Genomic DNA, 17,121 nt, shown 5'->3' with positions numbered 1-17,121 from the left:
GGTGCAATAAAAAATCCAGCATTAGGCTGGTTTTTTTGTGCCTGAATTTTATTCTTTTAGCGCGAAATCCCCATGTCAGAATTAAAACACTTTGATCTCGCTACATTACAATTACGTCATCCAGACGCTTTTTTCCTTAAGCTGCGTTATAGCCGCTTTAAATTTAATGCCTTGCAAAATATCCAGTTTGTTATCGCGATTAATTTACTGTCCCTTCTGGTCTGTGTAGCGTGTAGTCTCAGCTCCGTATTTCTGGAATATTATTTTTTCAAGAATGCCACGATTGCCTTTAATGTCACCTTAATTGTGCTGATGGCACTGCTTTATCCTTATATCTGGCATGCACAATATCAGGCGCAATTTAGTTCCAAAGCCTATAGTCAGCGTTTGCAAAACTGTCTCTATCTGCAAATTCCAATTTTTCTGAGCTTATTGCTCAACCTTTATCTGATTCATTCGGATGTACTGGTCATCATTAGTATGATCATTTTAGCGATTTCTTCCTTTGGGGTGGTCATCCTGGAACCTTTATTTAAAAGTTCCTGTAGTGCGATTGACCAGATCAGGTTGCAGAAACTCCGACAACTGGCTTTTTGGGCTTATCAACAATCCAAATCAAAAACACCACAACAGATTCAAGGTCAATCGAATCTGCAGGCTTATTACCAAAACCTTTATCAGCAATGCATGAATGAAGAGCAACGATTACTCGGCTCAATTTGCTTTAATAGCTTTAAAGATTATTTGAACAGACAATAAAAAACCCTGCATCTGCAGGGTTTTCTTAAATCACCATTCACGATTGGTAATCAGTTCTTCCATTTCAATCTCGAACAGGCCGTGCTCTTGCACCACCATCATCATGGCTTCGGCAATATAATCCGCGGCAGTATCATCCAGAGACGAATCCAGATCTTCGAACTGAGGTTTCATGACATTAATATCAGCCACAGTCAGATTGGCAAGCTGATAAACCTCTTGATCTGACAAACCTGATTTAGCGATTTTTTGGGCAAAACGTTCGATATGCTGCTTGATTTCAGCAACCAGAATATCGGGATAATATTCATCATCGAACATGGGGAGAAGTAAATCTGCAAACATTACAGGCACTCTAAAGGATGACTATCTAATCTAAGCGTGCCTATATAGCATATTGTTGCTTAAAAGCCAAACAACATTGCCAAGTGATTGATTTGCAGCTCTCAATTTCTAAGCCGTTTGCATAGCCTGCCAGACTTTAATCGCATCGGCTGTAGCCTTAACATCATGTGCCCGTACCATACATGCACCCTGCTGAATACTCAACAAATGCGCTGTTGCAGAGCCTACTACCCGCTCTTGCGGTTCTGCACCATTTAGAACTGCTCCGATAAAGCGTTTACGAGATAAAGCAGACAAAATTGGATAGCCCATTTCAGTAAGTTTATAAAATTCGTTAAGCAACTGCAGATTTTGCTGTGCATTTTTCGCGAAACCAAAACCTGGGTCGATCATGATATTTTCTGCTTTTACTCCAACATCTAAAGCATCCTGAACGCGCTGGGATAACTCGCGAATCACATCGGAAGTGACATCTTCATATTGATCCAGATTGTTCATGGTGGTCGGTTCACCGCGCATATGCATGATGATCACTGGAATATTCAGCTCTGCTGCGGTCTGCAATGCATTCGGCCGAGTCAAAGCACGGACATCATTCCAGATATGCGCTCCGGCCTGAACCGCTGCACGAATCACTTCAGGTTGCGACGTATCAATCGAGAGAATAACCTTGTGTTTGGATAAAGCTTCAACGACAGGCACTACGCGGCGAATTTCTTCTTCCACTTCTACCACTGAGGCACCTGGACGGGTCGATTCACCGCCAATATCAATCACGGTTGCGCCTTCGGCCATCATTTCCAGTGCGCGGGCGACTGCATCTTCTTTTTGATTATGCCGACCACCATCACTAAAAGAGTCCGGGGTGACATTGAGAATCCCCATTACATGCGGCTGGGATAAATCCAATTTTAAATCACCAAATGTCCATACATGTGGTAACAAAGGCATCAGCTGCATGATTCAATACTCACTCAAAATAACCCCAATATTGTCTTATGGATAATTAAATAAAGCAAAGCTGAATAAGAATAATCGCTAGATTTCGAAGTAATTGTTTCGGGAATATTGCATCAGTTTAGATTGTAATAATGCTTTCACATCTACCCATTCACTTTCTAAAATACTATAGATGTAGCTGTCTCGAATAGTCTGTCCATCTTTACGTAGCATATGACACCTGATAATGCCATCTCGTTTGGCACCTATTGCTTCAATCGCTTTTTGGCTGGGAAGATTCAAGTGATCAGTCCGAAAGCCGACCACCTGAGCATTTAAATTTTCAAAAGCATGTCTTAACAAAAGATATTTACAGACGTGATTTACATAGGTTTTGTGATAGCGCTTGGCATACCAGGTATAACCAATTTCAAAACGTGGAATTTCCGCCTTAATATCATGATAACTAGTGGTTCCAATTGCTCGGCCGGAGTTTAAATCAATCACAGCAAAAGCCATCCTTTCACCTTGAGCTTGCTGTTCAAAAGCCTGAGTAAAATATTTTTTTAAGTTAGGCAGATAAGGCACTGAGTTATATAAAACCTCACCTAAATTTTCTTCAGCGCATGCGATAGCTAAATCAGAAAAATGCTCCCAGCTCAACGGTTCAAGACGAAGCTGGTAAACACTGGATTCCAGAACAGGCATATTCATTTTTATTTTCTTATTCATTTTTATTTTCTTATTCATTTTTAATAGCTCAATATAACACTCAAAAAGCTATGACAAAAATGACAAGCATAAAAAACCACCCGAAGGCGGTTTTTTTATTGAGCTTAGTTCGCTGGCAATGGCGGAGGAGTCAACGGACCATCATCTGGGGTTACATCAATCACAGGATTATCTGCAACATAGACTTTTGGTGGCTGAGGCTCACGACCTTCCATGATGTCACGAATTTGATCACGATCAATGGTTTCCCATTCCATCAAGGCTTTCACCATCGCATGGGCAATATCTTTTTTACTTTCCAAGATATCGCGTGCGATTTTATATTGCTCATCCAGAATTCGACGAATTTCACGATCGACTTCTAGTTGTGTGGTTTCCGAAATACTGCGACTACCAATACTGCCCATGAAAGATTGCTGTGCATCTTCTTCATAGACCATGACACCGAGTTTGTCCGACATACCATATTTGGTCACCATCGCACGTGCCATTTTGGTTGCACGTTCGAAGTCATTTGAAGCGCCGGTCGACATCTGGTTAATGAAGACTTCTTCAGCAATACGGCCACCAAACAAAATCGAAAGTTCATTCAACATTTTGTCTTTGTAATGGCTGGTCTGGTCAAATTCAGGCAACTGCCAGGTGACACCTAAAGCCCAGCCACGCGGCATGATCGTCACCTTATGCACAGGATCTGTACCTGGCAAACTTTCAGCAACAATCGCATGACCTGCTTCATGATAAGCCGTCGCGCGACGCTCTTCATCACGAAGTACCATCGATTTACGCTCAGGACCCATATACAGCTTGTCTTTTGCATCTTCAAAGTCATGCATATCGACGGTGTTTTTGTTACGGCGTGCAGCAAATAAAGCAGCTTCATTCACCAGGTTTGCTAATTGCGCACCCGAGAAGCCCGGTGTACCACGTGCAAGAACTTTAACATCCACACCTGTCACTGAAGGCAATTTTTTCAAATGTACATTCAGGATTTGTTCACGACCTTTAATGTCTGGCAAACCAACCACAACTTGACGGTCAAAACGGCCTGGACGAAGAAGTGCTTTATCCAGTACATCTGCACGGTTGGTTGCAGCAATCACGATAATGCCTTCATTGCCCTCAAAGCCGTCCATTTCAACCAGCATCTGGTTCAGTGTCTGTTCACGTTCATCGTGACCACCACCAGTACCTGAACCACGATGACGACCGACTGCATCAATCTCATCAATAAAGATGATACATGGCGCATGACGTTTTGCCTGTTCGAACATGTCACGTACACGGGATGCACCGACACCGACAAACATCTCAACGAAGTCAGAACCTGAAATACTAAAGAATGGAACTTTCGCTTCACCGGCAATGGCTTTGGCAAGTAAGGTTTTACCCGTACCTGGAGGACCCACCATTAACACACCACGTGGAATACTCGCACCCAGACGTTTAAATTTGGTTGGATCTTTCAGGAAATCTACGATTTCAACGACTTCTTGCTTGGCTTCGTCACAACCGGCAACATCAGTGAAAGTGACTTTAATCTGGTCTTCAGACAGCATTTTGGCTTTAGATTTACCAAAACTCATTGGGCCGTTTTTACCACCTGCACCGCCACCCATGTTGCGCATAAAGAACATGAATAACAAAATGATTAAAAGTACAGGGAAACTTGCAATAAGCAACTGCATGAGCAAGCCTTGACGTTGTGGTGCTTCACCTTCGACCACAACATTATTTTTAATCAGGCTTGGCATCAGTTCAGGATCCTGAACTGCCGGACGAATACTTTCAAACTCTGAACCGTTTGATTTTTCGCCACGAATTCTTTCGCCGTCAATCACAACTTGTTTAATTTGGCCAGCATTGACCGCGGCAACAAACTCTGAGTAGTTCATTGTAGTCGGTTGATTGCGGTCACTGACGTTGCTGAAGATTAACACCAGCACACCCAGTATCACGAGCCACAATACGGCATTCTTAAAAAGATCGCTCAAAGCTTTATTCCCATTCCAATCTAATTTGATCATGCCCTGTTCAGGGTGACCTTAATACTTAAGCTGTAAATCAACTTACAATTATCTGAAAACGTACAAAATGCACAATTTTTAACGACTTGGCAAGTAGACTTATTTTAAAGCCTTCTTACGTCCCTGCCCGATCAGGAAAACTTCCTTGGAACGAGCACGTGATGCCAAAGGTTTAGATGTTTTCAGAACATCAAAACTATCAACCACTTGCTTACGGAATTCGTCAAAACCTGAGCCTTGGAAAACTTTTACCACAAATTGACCTTTGGGGCCTAGCACCTTATTGGCAAAATCCAGTGCAAGTTCACACAAGTAAATCTGACGCGGTTGATCTACAGCCTTATTACCTGATGTATTGGGGGCCATATCTGAAATTACAACGTCTACAGTACGACCATCTAAAATTTCTAACAATTGCTGGAAGACTTCTTCTTCACGAAAGTCGCCTTGCAAGAAAGTCACATCAGGTAATGCATCCATTGGTAAAATGTCAGATGCAATCAATAAACCCTTGTCACCGACTAGCTTACCTGCGATTTGTGACCAACTCCCGGGAGCTGCACCCAAGTCGACCACGGTCATGCCGGGTTTGATGATTTTGTACTTTTCTTGCATCTCTAAGAGCTTATATGCTGCACGCGCACGATAGCCGTCCTTTTGTGCCTTTTTCACATAAGGATCGTCTAAATGCTCTCTCATCCAATCACGACTACTTTTAGATAACTTTTGGTTGGTAATGCGTGTAGCCATAACTCTCTAAATAAAAAAACGTCCAATTATTAATTGTACGTGAAAAAGACATATTTTGCAGTATACATGTGTATCTAAATCTAGGAGTTTTGCTCGTTATGAAGAGATATTGGAAATGATTATTTCCTGATAATTTAAAGCGTTTGTTTTTTGCTTTTGCTATACTAAGCCGTTTTAAAATTCAGGTTATCTCTCATGGCGTCTTTATCTATTCAGGAACGTAAGCGTTTACGTCAAATCGGACATGCTTTAAACCCGGTCGTTATGCTGGGTGACAAAGGCCTGACTGAAAATGTCATCGAAGAATTGGCGCGTGCTTTAAACGATCACGAACTGATTAAAGTGAAAATCGTAGCTGAAGATCGCGAAGCGCGTGCAGCACTGATTGCTGAAATTTCAGAAGCGACTGGTGCTGAAGTGGTTCAAACTATTGGTAAAATTGCACTGCTTTACAAGAAAGCTGCGAAACAAAACCAAAAATTGTCTAACCTTGTCCGTTTCGCTCATTTGTCTAACTAAGTACAGGACTTATGGCAAGTTACGAACTTAGCGCATTTGATCGCCGTTTTCAGGCCATCTCTCTGGTTGCCGCCATTGAACAGCAAGGCCCATGCAATTTAAATGTGGGCTTCTGGATCCGTGATCCCAATCAGTACATCTTGTGGCCCGACATGGTGACGGCACATCCCCGTCAGGATTTCCTGTGGGAACAGACCTGCTTTGAAATTTTTATTGGGGTTCAGGGCGAAGATTTTTATCGTGAGATTAATCTTTCCCCTTCTCAGGCCTGGCAGGCTTATCAATTTGAAGAATACCGTTATCCTGAAGGTATGCCACCGCAAGCTGCGGATGATATTGAGCTGAATCAGCTCAAACGTACGCATTATGGTCTTAATGTCAGTGTGGATCTGACTGATTTTATGGCAACACATAAACTGAAATGGGAAAACTTGTTCCTGGGTTTATCTGCTGTTTTAAAAACCTCACAAGGTGATCAATACTATGCCATGCAGCATAGTAGTCCTCAGGCAGATTTTCATAATAAACGTGACTGGTTGCATGTGTTTTAAATAGATTGACGCTGTGCATCAGCTATTTAAAGTGTAACAGGCGAATGAAACGTGAGACTTAAAGTCTCACGTTTTTGTTTATCGCTCAACAATGATTGATCCTCTGTATAATTATTCTAGATTTTTTATCGTTTTCAACGTTCATATTTTAATGATGCAGATGATGCTGTTCCTGAATGGATTTCACAGCAGCATAAAGAATAAAAGCAAAAGTAATGATCATCAGAAGAATGGTCCCAAACACCAGTCCCAGTACTCCCAGACATAATACGATTACACCCAGATAAAGTATGCGCCCCAATCCGCTTTCCAGATTCAGTAGCATGATCAATATCAGTAAAATAAGTACACCTACAAAATGCTGTTGCATCGTGACCCCCTTTAATTGTTATTGTGAGTCCGTTTTGCTGCATAAAGACAAAGGAGAACATTTGATTGTTCTCCTTTTTAAATAGCGACCTTTCAGCGCAGCCTAACTTTTCAGCTCAGGACTTTTGTCTGAGCTCTCTGTTTTCACCACGGGTTTGACTTTTTTCAGTACTTCAATGGTACTGTCCTTAGAACGTTTAAAAGTATCGGTCAGATGTTCCTTATGCTTGGTCGAAATCTGACTGACATCTTCTTTCAGCTCTTTACCCAGATTGGATAGGTCTTCAACGACAGCGTTGAATTCTGTCTTGATAAAGCTTTTCAATTCGGTTAATTCTTTCTGCGAACCGAAAATCTGCTCCTTCAAAGTATCAATACGCTGTAACACCTCCTGCTTAAATTGATGCAATTGTTCCTGCACAGTATCGCTTAACTGTTTGGCTTCAACTTCAAGCTTTTCCTTACTTTCCTCGATGGTTTCAATTGCCTGATCTTTAGCCTCGACTGCTACTTTTTCAAGCTTCTCGGCAGTTTCAGTGACCACGCTCGGAGTGATTTTTTTAGATGTAGTAGATTTAGGTGCTGTAGCCATTTGTCTTGTTCCTATTGTTATATCGACTAAGCTATATTAGTAGATTTGATAAAAATTAAGATTTGATTTGTCTGACAATTATTAATTGCTTACATTTTTTCACATTGCTTACAAAACAGACTTCCATGCAAAAAGCAAGCCATTTATCTCATACTTTCGCTGCAAAGCCGTTGGACTTTGGGGGGCATTCTGCGTATAATGCCGTGTTAAGTTCAAGCGAGCAGACATAGGAGGGTAGGTTTAAAAATTAGCCTTCCTTTTTTTTCGTCTTCTCGCTTTTTTACAGCCTAAATTTCAGGAGCTTTGGTTTGAGCACCCCAGCAATTTTAGCCCTTGCCGATGGAACTATCTTTAAAGGTACTTCGATTGGCGCATCGGGTAGTACGACTGGTGAAGTCGTTTTCAACACTGCCATGACTGGCTATCAAGAAATTTTGACTGACCCGAGTTATGCACAGCAACTTGTGACACTGACTTACCCACATATCGGTAACACAGGCTGCAATGAAGAAGACGCTGAATCAGGTCGTATTCATAAGGTTTGGGCTAACGGATTGATCATTCGCGACCTGCCTTTACTGCACAGTAACTTCCGTTCAACCCAATCATTAGCTGAATATTTGGTACAACACAATGTTGTGGCAATTGCGGATATCGACACGCGTAAATTGACACGTATCTTACGTGACAAAGGTGCGCAAAATGGCTGTATCCTTGCTGGCGAAAATATCACTGAAGCTGAAGCGCTTGAAAAAGCACGTGCATTTGGTGGTTTAAACGGTTTAGACCTGGCAAAAGAATGTTGCGACCCTGAAGGTTTTGAATGGACTGAAGGCTCTTGGACATTAGGCAAAGGTTTCTCTCAACCAGAAGCTAAATTCCATGTTGTTGCATACGATTACGGTGTCAAAACCAACATCTTACGTATGCTCGCAGACCGCGGTTGTAAACTGACTGTTGTGCCGGCGCAAACTCCTGCTGCTGATGTACTTGCACTGAATCCAGATGGCGTGTTCCTTTCGAACGGTCCTGGTGATCCGGCTGCATGTGACTACGCAATTGAAGCTGTAAAAACAATTGTAGAAACCACTGAAATTCCAGTATTTGGTATCTGCCTGGGTCACCAGATCCTTGCGCTTGCAAGTGGTGCTAAAACCTTAAAAATGCCTCACGGCCACCACGGTGCGAACCATCCTGTACAAAATCTTGATAACGGTACAGTGATGATTACTTCTCAAAACCATGGCTTCGCAGTCGATGAAAGCAATCTGCCTGATGTGTTGCGTGTAACGCATCGCTCACTGTTTGATGGCACCAACCAAGGTATCCATCGTACAGACAAACCTGCGTTCAGCTTCCAGGGTCACCCTGAAGCAAGCCCGGGTCCACATGACTGCGCACCATTGTTCGATCATTTCATCGAACTTATCGAAGCATCTAAGAAGTAATTAAGGAAGCATCATGGCTAAACGTACTGACATTAAAAGCATCTTGATTATTGGTGCTGGTCCGATTGTCATCGGTCAAGCATGTGAGTTTGACTACTCAGGTGCTCAAGCATGTAAAGCCCTTCGTGAAGAAGGTTACCGCGTTATTTTGGTCAACTCGAACCCAGCGACCATCATGACCGACCCAACCATGGCGGATGCAACTTACATTGAGCCAATTACTTGGCAAACTGTTGCAGCGATCATTGAGAAAGAACGTCCAGATGCTGTTCTTCCAACCATGGGTGGTCAAACGGCATTGAACTGTGCCCTTGCCCTCGATGAGCACGGCATTTTAGAGAAATTCAATGTTGAATTGATCGGTGCAACCAAAGAAGCGATTGAAAAAGCTGAAGACCGTAAACTGTTTGACCAGGCAATGCGTAAAATTGGTCTTGAATGTCCAAAAGCTGACGTTGCTGAGTCAATGGAACATGCTTTAGAAATTCAAGCACGTTTCGGCTTCCCAGTGATTATCCGTCCATCATTCACCATGGGTGGTTCTGGTGGCGGTATCGCTTACAACAAAGAAGAATTCATCGAAATTTGTGAACGCGGTTTCGATCTTTCTCCGACTAAACAATTATTGATCGATGAATCTTTAATTGGTTGGAAAGAGTACGAGATGGAAGTTGTTCGTGACAAAAACGACAACTGTATCATTGTATGTACCATTGAAAACTTTGACCCAATGGGCGTACACACTGGTGACTCAATCACTGTTGCTCCTGCGCAAACATTGACAGACAAAGAATTCCAGTTACTACGTAACGCATCTTTAGCTGTACTACGTGAAATTGGCGTAGAAACAGGTGGTTCTAACGTACAGTTCGGTATTTGTCCAAATACTGGTCGTATGGTTGTGATCGAGATGAACCCACGTGTATCACGTTCATCTGCCCTTGCCTCTAAAGCAACTGGTTTCCCGATTGCAAAAATCGCTGCGAAATTAGCGGTTGGTTACACGCTTGATGAGTTGAAAAACGACATCACTGGCGGTACCACACCTGCATCGTTTGAACCTGCAATTGACTACGTTGTAACCAAGATTCCTCGTTTCAACTTCGAGAAATTCCCACAAGCTGACGCAACGCTTACAACTCAGATGAAATCTGTCGGTGAAGTAATGGCGATTGGTCGTAACTTCCAGGAATCTGTACAAAAAGCCCTTCGTGGTCTTGAAGTGGGTGCTTCTGGTTTTGACGAAAAAATTGAAGTGGGTGCTGAAGGCGCGCGCGACAAAATCTTGCAAGAACTTAAAGTGCCAGGTCCAGAGCGTATCTGGTACGTGGGCGATGCATTCCGTCACGGCTTTACTTTAGACGAAGTATTCGCTGCAACGAACATTGACCGCTGGTTCTTGATTCAAATAGAAGACATCATCAAAACTGAAAACCAAATCAAAACTTTAGGTTTTGGCGACTTGAATGCGGACAACATCCGTGCTTTCAAACGTAAAGGTTTATCAGATCTTCGCATTGCAGACTTGATGGGCATTTCACAAAAACAATTCCGTAAACACCGTTGGAACTTGGGCGTCACCCCTGTTTACAAACGTGTCGATACCTGTGCTGCAGAATTCGAATCTGATACAGCGTACATGTATTCAACTTACGATGAAGAATGTGAAGCAAACCCATCATCTAAAGACAAGATCATGGTGATCGGTGGTGGTCCTAACCGTATTGGTCAAGGTATCGAGTTCGATTATTGCTGTGTACACGCTGCCCTGGCAATGCGTGAAGACGGCTATGAAACCATCATGGTGAACTGTAATCCTGAAACGGTTTCTACGGATTACGACACATCAGATCGTTTGTACTTCGAACCAATCACTTTAGAAGACGTTTTAGAAATCGTGCGTATCGAGAAGCCTAAAGGCATTATCGTTCAGTACGGTGGTCAAACACCTTTGAAATTGGCTCGTGCTCTAGAAGAAGCCGGTGCGCCAATCATTGGTACATCACCTGACGCGATTGACCGTGCAGAAGACCGTGAACGTTTCCAGCAAATGATTCAACGTCTGCAACTTCGTCAACCAAACAACAGCATTGTAAAATCTGCTGAAGAAGGTATGGCTGAAGCGTCTAAAGTAGGCTATCCATTAGTGGTACGTCCTTCTTACGTGCTTGGTGGTCGTGCGATGGAAATCGTGTACAACGATGAAGAACTCAAACGCTACTTACGTGATGCGGTTCAAGCATCAAACGAAGCACCTGTTCTGCTTGACCGTTTCTTAGATGATGCGATCGAAGTTGACGTAGACTGCGTATCTGATGGTAAAGACGTTGTAATCGGCGGCATCATGCAGCACATCGAACAAGCGGGTATTCATTCAGGTGACTCGGCATGTTCAATTCCTCCTTACTCTCTATCTAAAGAGATTCAGGACGAAATGCGTCGTCAAACTGTGGCGATGGCAAAAGAGCTTGGCGTAATCGGTTTGATGAACGTTCAGTTTGCTGTCAAAGGTGAAGATGTTTACATTCTGGAAGTGAACCCACGTGCGTCTCGTACTGTGCCATTCGTTTCTAAGTGTATCGGCGAATCTTTAGCGAAAGTTGCTGCACGTTGCATGGCTGGTCAATCTCTTGAGTCGCAAGGCTTCACAACTGAGATTATTCCTGAGCACTTCTCTGTCAAAGAAGCAGTGTTCCCGTTCAACAAATTCCCTGGTGTTGACCCGATCCTTGGCCCTGAGATGAAATCGACTGGCGAAGTGATGGGCGTTGGTAAAACATTTGGTGAAGCGTTCTATAAAGCTGTTTTAGGTGCAAATGAGCGTTTACCAGGTCTTCCAACTGAAGGCGAAGTGAAACACGCATTTATCTCTGTACGTGATTCTGATAAACCACGTGCGGCTGGTATCGCAAAACAATTGATTGACCTAGGCTTCAAGATTCTTGCAACTGATGGTACATTTAAAGTGATTAGCGATGCTGGTCTTGAATGTGAACGTGTCAATAAAGTAACTGAAGGTCGTCCTAACATTGTGGACCGTATTAAAAACGGCGAAATCCACCTTGTGATTAACACGACTGAAGGCAAAAAGGCACAAGAAGACTCATTCTCGATCCGTCGTTCAGCACTTCAAGGTAAAGTGTATAACACAACTACATTGAATGGTGCGGATGCAGTATGCCAAGCTTTAGCAATTAAATTGCCGATGGATGTATATCGTTTACAAGACCTAACTAAAGGTTAATTCACTTCCAAGAAGTCCCGCCACCTTCTTGGTGGCGGGCTTTTTTTTATTTATAGATTTTATATCTTTCAACTGACTTTTGAGGGACAACATGCAACGTTATCCTATGACACCTGAAGGCAAAATTGCCTTAGAGAAAGAATTACACCAACTGAAAACAGTGGATCGTCCACGTATTACAGCTTCAATTGCAGAAGCGCGTGAACACGGTGACTTAAAAGAAAATGCAGAATACCATGCAGCACGTGAACAGCAAGGCTTCTGTGAAGGCCGTATTCAGGACATCGAAGGCAAACTGGGTGCAGCTCAGGTGATCGATGTAAAAGAACTTGAACAGAATGGTCGTGTGGTTTTCGGTGTAACGGTCACGATTGAAAATCTGGATACTGAAGAGCAGAAAACCTATAAAATTGTAGGTGATGACGAAGCAGACTTTAAAATTAACAAGATCTCTGTGAACTCGCCGATTGCACGTGGTCTTTTGGGCAAGAACGAAGGCGACGATGTGAAAATCAATACACCAAACGGTGAAGTTGAATACGAAATTGTGAAAGTTGAATATATCTAAATTTTAGATATTTAAGCTTGCATGAACCCCTCGATTGAGGGGTTTTTTACCTTTATTCGCCTCTTACAAATGGATTAGCTCTGTGCTTCTTTTAAAAACCCCGATGCAAATAAATTAAATGCATGTAAGGCCTCAGGGAGTACTTGCTCAGGATGTTCGCTAGAAGCTACCCAGAGTGCTGCATTCATTGCTGCACCATTTAAAAATATCGCAGCAGCTTCTGGATCAACTGTTTTAATTCGGTCTACTGCCAATAATTGTTCAACACATTCACGCGTGGACTGCAAACATCTGTTTTGACTTGGCCAATGTGCAGGATCGCCCAGCACAGCCGGCCCGTCACGCAGCACAATGCGCTGGAATTCCGGATTTAAGGCATTTTGAATATAGGTCCGCCCTTCTAGCATCAATCCTTCCCACAGATCAGCAGGCTGCTCCAGATGCTGCTGGGCAGATGAAGCCATTTCCGAATCGATCTGGTCGACCACTGCAGCAAACAAGCCTTTTTTATCACCAAAATGGTGATACAACGCTCCACGAGTCAGCCCCGCTTCTGCCGTGAGTTTATCCATTGAAGTGTCTGCATAGCCATATTCAGCAAATGTACGGCGCGCTACTTTTATCAGTTTCTTACGGGTTTCCGCCATTTTTTGTTCACGAACAGACATGAATTACTTTACCTCATCATCATAAAAATTTTAATTGACATACGCTCCGTATGTCAATTATGTTTACATACGATGCGTATGTGAAAGTTAAGTTGCTTTCACTCACTTATAAATTAGATATTGAATGAGAATAGACATGACTAGAACTGCGATATTTCCCCAAGACCGCCATGCCCTCTATGAACAGCATGGTTATTCTGCTGCGATCAAATCGGAAGACTTACTTTTTGTTTCTGGTCAGGTCGGTAGCCGTGAAGATGGTTCTCCTGAACCAGATTTCGAGAAACAGGTAGAACAGGCTTTTAAAAACTTAGCTGCAACTTTGGCAGCGGCTGGTTGTACTTTCGATGATATTGTTGATGTCACCACCTTTCACACTGATCCAGAACAGCAGTTCGAAAGCATCATGAAAGTTAAAAATCAGGTGTTTACGCAAAAGCCTTATCCTAATTGGACAGCTGTAGGTGTCACGTGGTTAGCAGGTTTTGATTTTGAAATTAAGGTGATTGCTCGTATTCCTCCAGCATCGACCACAGCTTAATCATTGTTTTATGCGTGCGCGAATGTCTTTTAGATATTATTCAGCAAGTTTAAACCCCGATTAGGTATAATTTCTTATTCACTATTTTTTGTATCTCCCTTATGTCTGAAAAGTTAATTAATTCTCCTGTAAATCACTGGTGTGAATTTGAGTTCATCTCAAAAACGGTGAAGAACCCGAATATTCATATTAAAGGGAATTATTCTTACTACTCAGCGTATTGGGATCAAGGTTTTGAGCGCTGTGTGGTGCGCTATCTGCATGATAAGCCTGCCACGCCTGAGAAGCCCATAGACCAGCTCTATATCGGCAATTTCGTCTGTTTTGGCGCAGAATGCGTGATTATGATGGGCAGCAACCAATTACACCGTACCGACTGGATTTCTGCGTTTCCGTTCGATACACGCAGTTTTGTGCCTGCTGGCGATACTATTATTAGTGATGGTTGCTGGATTGGCTCTCGTGCCATGATTATGCAAGGTGTAAAGCTGGGTGAAGGTGCTGTGGTGGCAACAGGTGCAGTAGTCGCTAAAGACGTACCGCCTTATGCTGTAGTTGGTGGTGTACCTGCAAAAATTATTAAATACCGTTTTCCACAAGAAGATATAGAAAAAGTACTCTCTCTAAAAATCTATGATATAGATGAAAAGCAGTTTTTAAAAATGCGCGAGCAGTTGCAGACGGATGATGTGGAAAAATTAGTTAAATATTTTCATCAATTATAGATTAAAGCCCTTTATGTATGTATGACTGCCAATCTTTAATAAAATTACTTGAATGATCCAGTTCAGAAATTGATACCTCTTTCAACACACTAATTAATTGATATTCAGGATCACTACTCTTCTTAGCACTTTCATATGCCGCAAGAAGCTTATCAATAAATGTATCTGTAATCTCCAAGTCCTTCTCTAAAATCAATCTAAACCACTCTGATTCTCCAATATCACTAATTCCATTAGAACCCCATGTACTCAAATTATGTCTTTGCATAAAGAGGCGTTTATCAGTACATAAATATTCATTTATTTTTTTGACGACTGAATTGATAAAAATATGATAATTTGCATAAGATTCCTGCCCCATTATCAAACTAAGTAAAATTAAATTTTTCTTTTGATGTGATGTTCGTAACAAAGCATATTTATTCAGCTTTTTTATTAACTCTCTACTATTAAACTTGCTATCTAACTGCAACCCTAATGCCCAATAAAATAATTCACTTCTGTCATTAAGTGAATTCAACTCACCAATTCTAAATAATTGATATTTTATTACTTCTTCAAAATCATAAAGATCACTCTCGCTAGACATATGAACAGTAAAATCTACAAATTTTTCAAGATAATCACCATTCATTTCAGAATCATAACCATAAAATTTTTTGACTGATTGCAGTAATTGGGGCTTATTCATAACTAAAACAAATACAATTTTCGGGATATCAAAAAAATGTTTAATCCGCTCAATTAAACGAATCGCAAAGTCGGGTCGGCAACGATCTAGCTCATCAATAATAAAAACTAAAGGTTTTTCTAATTGAGCAGCAAGTTCAGTGAGTTCTTTTTTAAAATCTTGGATCGTTTGTTTTTCAATATGGTGATTTTCTATTTTCTTTTCGATTTGTTCTTTTACCTTAGATGCTATTTCATCACTAGCAGTATCGAAAACATCTTGCCCTTGTTTATAGACTTCCTGTATAGCTTCACCTGCACCACCTAGACCAATCCAATGCATACCTGCTTTGGCAGCGATCATAGGAATAACAGCAGCTAAAGAAATTAACACTGAGGCAGTCTTTGAATTAAAATCATTAATCTCTTCAATACCAATTTCATCAGAATCTTTAAAAGCTTGGCTAATTTCAGCTGCAATTGTTAGAAAAGGATCATCTAAATAATCATTTGCAAACGCATCCAAATAAATAACGTTATGTTTCGTATCATCTAAATGCTTTGCCCAATGCCTTACAAACCATGTTTTTCCTTCACCCCAACGAGCATCCAAAGCTAAAACAGCACCACATTGTAGATGATCAACATAGTTAGTCAGTTGTTCACCCAAGCGACGTCGATCCCAGAGATCACCTTCCCAAGCTGTTTGAATATTCTCAAAATTATCTTTCTGCCAATTTATTTGATCTATAGTCATTTTATTAAATTTCATTCGTTTACAATTCATTCATTATATTCATTTTAATTTTTAAAGGCATAAAAAAACCCACTCAATCGGAGCGGGTTTTTTCAGAATATGGTGGCTATGACGAGACTTGAACTTGTGACCCCCGCATTATGAGTGCGGTGCTCTAACCAACTGAGCTACATAGCCTTAAACTGTGCGCGCATTATGGGATTTTCTGTAAATCACGTCAACCCCATATTGTGCTGTTTGATCAAAATTTGTTGAAGTGAGCCGATAAGCCGGGTTCTGTCGTGAACGATCATTCCTCTAGGCGCACAATCACTCATGCGCTCAAGCGACCTACCCGAATCCAGCATGGGCCATGCCTAATGGATTCCTATTTGGTCTTGCTTCCGGTGGGGTTTACCTCGCCATGAACTGTTACCAGCCATGCGGTGCGCTCTTACCGCACCCTTTCACCCTTACCTCCGATTCCGATTGCTCGAAAACATAATGAAGGCGGTCTTCTCTCTGCTGCACTTGCCGTCGGTTTACACCGCCCAGGCGTTACCTGGCACCTTGCCCTATGAAGCCCGGACTTTCCTCCCCTGCTTCAATCACGGAGATTTCCACAGCAGCGATCGTCTGGCTCACTTCGAGCGGCATAGTATCAAATATCGAGACTAATTGCTTGATGTTTTTTGAGCAGTCAGTTTTTCATACTTGGCTTGCAGCTGTTCCTGCGTTTCGACATGATTCGGATCCAGTGGAATACAATCCACCGGACAGAACAACTGGCACTGCGGTTGATCATGATGTCCGACGCACTCTGTACATAAATCTGGATGAATCTCATAAATGAGTTCACCCATATAGATGGCCTCATTCGGGCATACAGGTTCACAGACATCACAGTTAATGCATTCATCGGTGATATATAAAGACACG

At 42.0% G+C, this 17,121-nt stretch carries 18 protein-coding genes, 1 tRNA gene and 1 other RNA gene; 8 read left to right on the top strand and 12 right to left on the bottom strand.

Annotated elements, in window-relative coordinates:
• The first annotated feature begins 72 nt into the window (after positions 1-72).
• Positions 73-759: a hypothetical protein gene (locus H0S56_RS04170; RefSeq protein WP_195725724.1), complete on the top strand. Its 687-nt coding sequence runs from the start codon at positions 73-75 to the stop codon at positions 757-759.
• Between the two features lie 30 nt (positions 760-789).
• Here H0S56_RS04170 and H0S56_RS04165 read toward each other — a convergent pair whose 3' ends face one another.
• The 5 genes from H0S56_RS04165 to rlmE all read right to left on the bottom strand — a co-directional run bounded on the left by H0S56_RS04165 (position 790) and on the right by rlmE (position 5,552).
• Positions 790-1,104, bottom strand: a complete 315-nt coding sequence (locus H0S56_RS04165; protein ID WP_195725723.1) for a DUF5713 family protein — start codon at positions 1,102-1,104, stop codon at positions 790-792.
• 108 nt (positions 1,105-1,212) lie between these two features.
• The gene (gene folP / locus H0S56_RS04160) at positions 1,213-2,064 is read right to left on the bottom strand and encodes a dihydropteroate synthase (protein WP_195725722.1); all 852 of its coding nucleotides are present in this window, start codon (positions 2,062-2,064) and stop codon (positions 1,213-1,215) included.
• A 78-nt stretch (positions 2,065-2,142) separates the two neighbouring features.
• Positions 2,143-2,757, bottom strand: coding sequence for a GNAT family N-acetyltransferase (locus tag H0S56_RS04155; protein ID WP_195726049.1), 615 nt, complete (start codon positions 2,755-2,757; stop codon positions 2,143-2,145).
• Positions 2,758-2,879: 122 nt separating this feature from the next.
• Positions 2,880-4,769 carry an ATP-dependent zinc metalloprotease FtsH gene (gene ftsH / locus H0S56_RS04150; protein WP_004280565.1) on the bottom strand — a complete coding sequence of 630 codons (1,890 nt, stop codon included), beginning with the start codon at positions 4,767-4,769 and terminating at the stop codon, positions 2,880-2,882.
• A gap of 132 nt (positions 4,770-4,901) precedes the next feature.
• Positions 4,902-5,552 (bottom strand): 23S rRNA (uridine(2552)-2'-O)-methyltransferase RlmE, encoded by a 651-nt coding sequence (rlmE, locus tag H0S56_RS04145; protein ID WP_004645756.1) that lies wholly within the window; start codon positions 5,550-5,552, stop codon positions 4,902-4,904.
• 195 nt (positions 5,553-5,747) lie between these two features.
• Between rlmE and yhbY the strand changes: the two genes are divergently transcribed.
• Together yhbY and H0S56_RS04135 are read left to right on the top strand one after the other, a co-directional pair.
• Positions 5,748-6,071: a ribosome assembly RNA-binding protein YhbY gene (yhbY, locus tag H0S56_RS04140; RefSeq protein ID WP_004280569.1), complete on the top strand. Its 324-nt coding sequence runs from the start codon at positions 5,748-5,750 to the stop codon at positions 6,069-6,071.
• An 11-nt stretch (positions 6,072-6,082) separates the two neighbouring features.
• Positions 6,083-6,622: a DOMON-like domain-containing protein gene (locus H0S56_RS04135; RefSeq protein ID WP_195725721.1), complete on the top strand. Its 540-nt coding sequence runs from the start codon at positions 6,083-6,085 to the stop codon at positions 6,620-6,622.
• Between the two features lie 148 nt (positions 6,623-6,770).
• Here the strand turns inward: H0S56_RS04135 and H0S56_RS04130 are convergent, their stop codons facing one another.
• A complete protein-coding gene (locus H0S56_RS04130; protein ID WP_004280572.1) occupies positions 6,771-6,992 on the bottom strand; it encodes a hypothetical protein in 222 nt (73 codons plus the stop codon).
• 102 nt (positions 6,993-7,094) lie between these two features.
• Positions 7,095-7,583 carry a hypothetical protein gene (locus H0S56_RS04125; RefSeq protein WP_005252549.1) on the bottom strand — a complete coding sequence of 163 codons (489 nt, stop codon included), beginning with the start codon at positions 7,581-7,583 and terminating at the stop codon, positions 7,095-7,097.
• A gap of 308 nt (positions 7,584-7,891) precedes the next feature.
• Between H0S56_RS04125 and carA the strand changes: the two genes are divergently transcribed.
• The 3 genes from carA (at position 7,892) to greA (ending at position 12,843) form a co-directional block, all read left to right on the top strand.
• Positions 7,892-9,031, top strand: coding sequence for a glutamine-hydrolyzing carbamoyl-phosphate synthase small subunit (gene carA / locus H0S56_RS04120; RefSeq protein WP_004280574.1), 1,140 nt, complete (start codon positions 7,892-7,894; stop codon positions 9,029-9,031).
• Between the two features lie 13 nt (positions 9,032-9,044).
• Complete coding sequence (gene carB, locus H0S56_RS04115) at positions 9,045-12,275, top strand: carbamoyl-phosphate synthase large subunit (RefSeq protein WP_195725720.1); 3,231 nt, start codon at positions 9,045-9,047, stop codon at positions 12,273-12,275.
• 91 nt (positions 12,276-12,366) lie between these two features.
• A complete protein-coding gene (gene greA / locus H0S56_RS04110) occupies positions 12,367-12,843 on the top strand; it encodes a transcription elongation factor GreA (RefSeq protein ID WP_005103954.1) in 477 nt (158 codons plus the stop codon).
• Between the two features lie 74 nt (positions 12,844-12,917).
• Here greA and H0S56_RS04105 read toward each other — a convergent pair whose 3' ends face one another.
• Positions 12,918-13,511: a TetR/AcrR family transcriptional regulator gene (locus tag H0S56_RS04105; RefSeq protein ID WP_086044574.1), complete on the bottom strand. Its 594-nt coding sequence runs from the start codon at positions 13,509-13,511 to the stop codon at positions 12,918-12,920.
• A 136-nt stretch (positions 13,512-13,647) separates the two neighbouring features.
• Here H0S56_RS04105 and H0S56_RS04100 point away from each other — a divergent pair, with 136 nt between their 5' ends.
• Both H0S56_RS04100 and H0S56_RS04095 read left to right on the top strand, forming a co-directional pair.
• Complete coding sequence (locus H0S56_RS04100; protein ID WP_004280579.1) at positions 13,648-14,052, top strand: RidA family protein; 405 nt, start codon at positions 13,648-13,650, stop codon at positions 14,050-14,052.
• A gap of 101 nt (positions 14,053-14,153) precedes the next feature.
• Entirely contained in the window at positions 14,154-14,777 is a 624-nt protein-coding gene (locus H0S56_RS04095) for a CatB-related O-acetyltransferase (protein WP_195725719.1), read from the top strand.
• Between the two features lies 1 nt (position 14,778).
• Here the strand turns inward: H0S56_RS04095 and H0S56_RS04090 are convergent, their stop codons facing one another.
• The 4 genes from H0S56_RS04090 to H0S56_RS04075 form a co-directional block, all read right to left on the bottom strand.
• Positions 14,779-16,203: a KAP family P-loop NTPase fold protein gene (locus tag H0S56_RS04090; protein WP_227554925.1), complete on the bottom strand. Its 1,425-nt coding sequence runs from the start codon at positions 16,201-16,203 to the stop codon at positions 14,779-14,781.
• A 100-nt stretch (positions 16,204-16,303) separates the two neighbouring features.
• Positions 16,304-16,380, bottom strand: a tRNA-Met gene (locus H0S56_RS04085).
• 72 nt (positions 16,381-16,452) lie between these two features.
• Positions 16,453-16,830: RNase P RNA component class A (rnpB, locus tag H0S56_RS04080), an RNA gene on the bottom strand.
• 26 nt (positions 16,831-16,856) lie between these two features.
• Positions 16,857-17,120, bottom strand: a complete 264-nt coding sequence (locus tag H0S56_RS04075; RefSeq protein WP_004280584.1) for a YfhL family 4Fe-4S dicluster ferredoxin — start codon at positions 17,118-17,120, stop codon at positions 16,857-16,859.
• Position 17,121 lies beyond the last annotated feature (1 nt).

Source organism: Acinetobacter lwoffii (assembly GCF_015602705.1).
GTDB classification, from domain to species: domain Bacteria; phylum Pseudomonadota; class Gammaproteobacteria; order Pseudomonadales; family Moraxellaceae; genus Acinetobacter; species Acinetobacter lwoffii_E.
The sequence above is the reverse complement of the archived record's forward strand: the minus strand, read 5'-3'. Positions and strand labels throughout refer to the sequence as shown.

Excerpts from the sequence above, each read along its gene's own strand:
- H0S56_RS04170 (WP_195725724.1), top strand. The coding sequence starts at position 73 with ATGTCAGAATTAAAACACTTTGATCTCGCTACATTACAATTACGTCAT.
- H0S56_RS04165 (WP_195725723.1), bottom strand. The coding sequence starts at position 1,104 with ATGTTTGCAGATTTACTTCTCCCCATGTTCGATGATGAATATTATCCC.
- folP (WP_195725722.1), bottom strand. The coding sequence starts at position 2,064 with ATGCAGCTGATGCCTTTGTTACCACATGTATGGACATTTGGTGATTTA.
- H0S56_RS04155 (WP_195726049.1), bottom strand. The coding sequence starts at position 2,757 with ATGAATATGCCTGTTCTGGAATCCAGTGTTTACCAGCTTCGTCTTGAA.
- rlmE (WP_004645756.1), bottom strand. The coding sequence starts at position 5,552 with ATGGCTACACGCATTACCAACCAAAAGTTATCTAAAAGTAGTCGTGAT.
- yhbY (WP_004280569.1), top strand. The coding sequence starts at position 5,748 with ATGGCGTCTTTATCTATTCAGGAACGTAAGCGTTTACGTCAAATCGGA.
- H0S56_RS04135 (WP_195725721.1), top strand. The coding sequence starts at position 6,083 with ATGGCAAGTTACGAACTTAGCGCATTTGATCGCCGTTTTCAGGCCATC.
- H0S56_RS04130 (WP_004280572.1), bottom strand. The coding sequence starts at position 6,992 with ATGCAACAGCATTTTGTAGGTGTACTTATTTTACTGATATTGATCATG.
- H0S56_RS04125 (WP_005252549.1), bottom strand. The coding sequence starts at position 7,583 with ATGGCTACAGCACCTAAATCTACTACATCTAAAAAAATCACTCCGAGC.
- carB (WP_195725720.1), top strand. The coding sequence starts at position 9,045 with ATGGCTAAACGTACTGACATTAAAAGCATCTTGATTATTGGTGCTGGT.
- greA (WP_005103954.1), top strand. The coding sequence starts at position 12,367 with ATGCAACGTTATCCTATGACACCTGAAGGCAAAATTGCCTTAGAGAAA.
- H0S56_RS04105 (WP_086044574.1), bottom strand. The coding sequence starts at position 13,511 with ATGTCTGTTCGTGAACAAAAAATGGCGGAAACCCGTAAGAAACTGATA.
- H0S56_RS04100 (WP_004280579.1), top strand. The coding sequence starts at position 13,648 with ATGACTAGAACTGCGATATTTCCCCAAGACCGCCATGCCCTCTATGAA.
- H0S56_RS04095 (WP_195725719.1), top strand. The coding sequence starts at position 14,154 with ATGTCTGAAAAGTTAATTAATTCTCCTGTAAATCACTGGTGTGAATTT.
- H0S56_RS04090 (WP_227554925.1), bottom strand. The coding sequence starts at position 16,203 with ATGACTATAGATCAAATAAATTGGCAGAAAGATAATTTTGAGAATATT.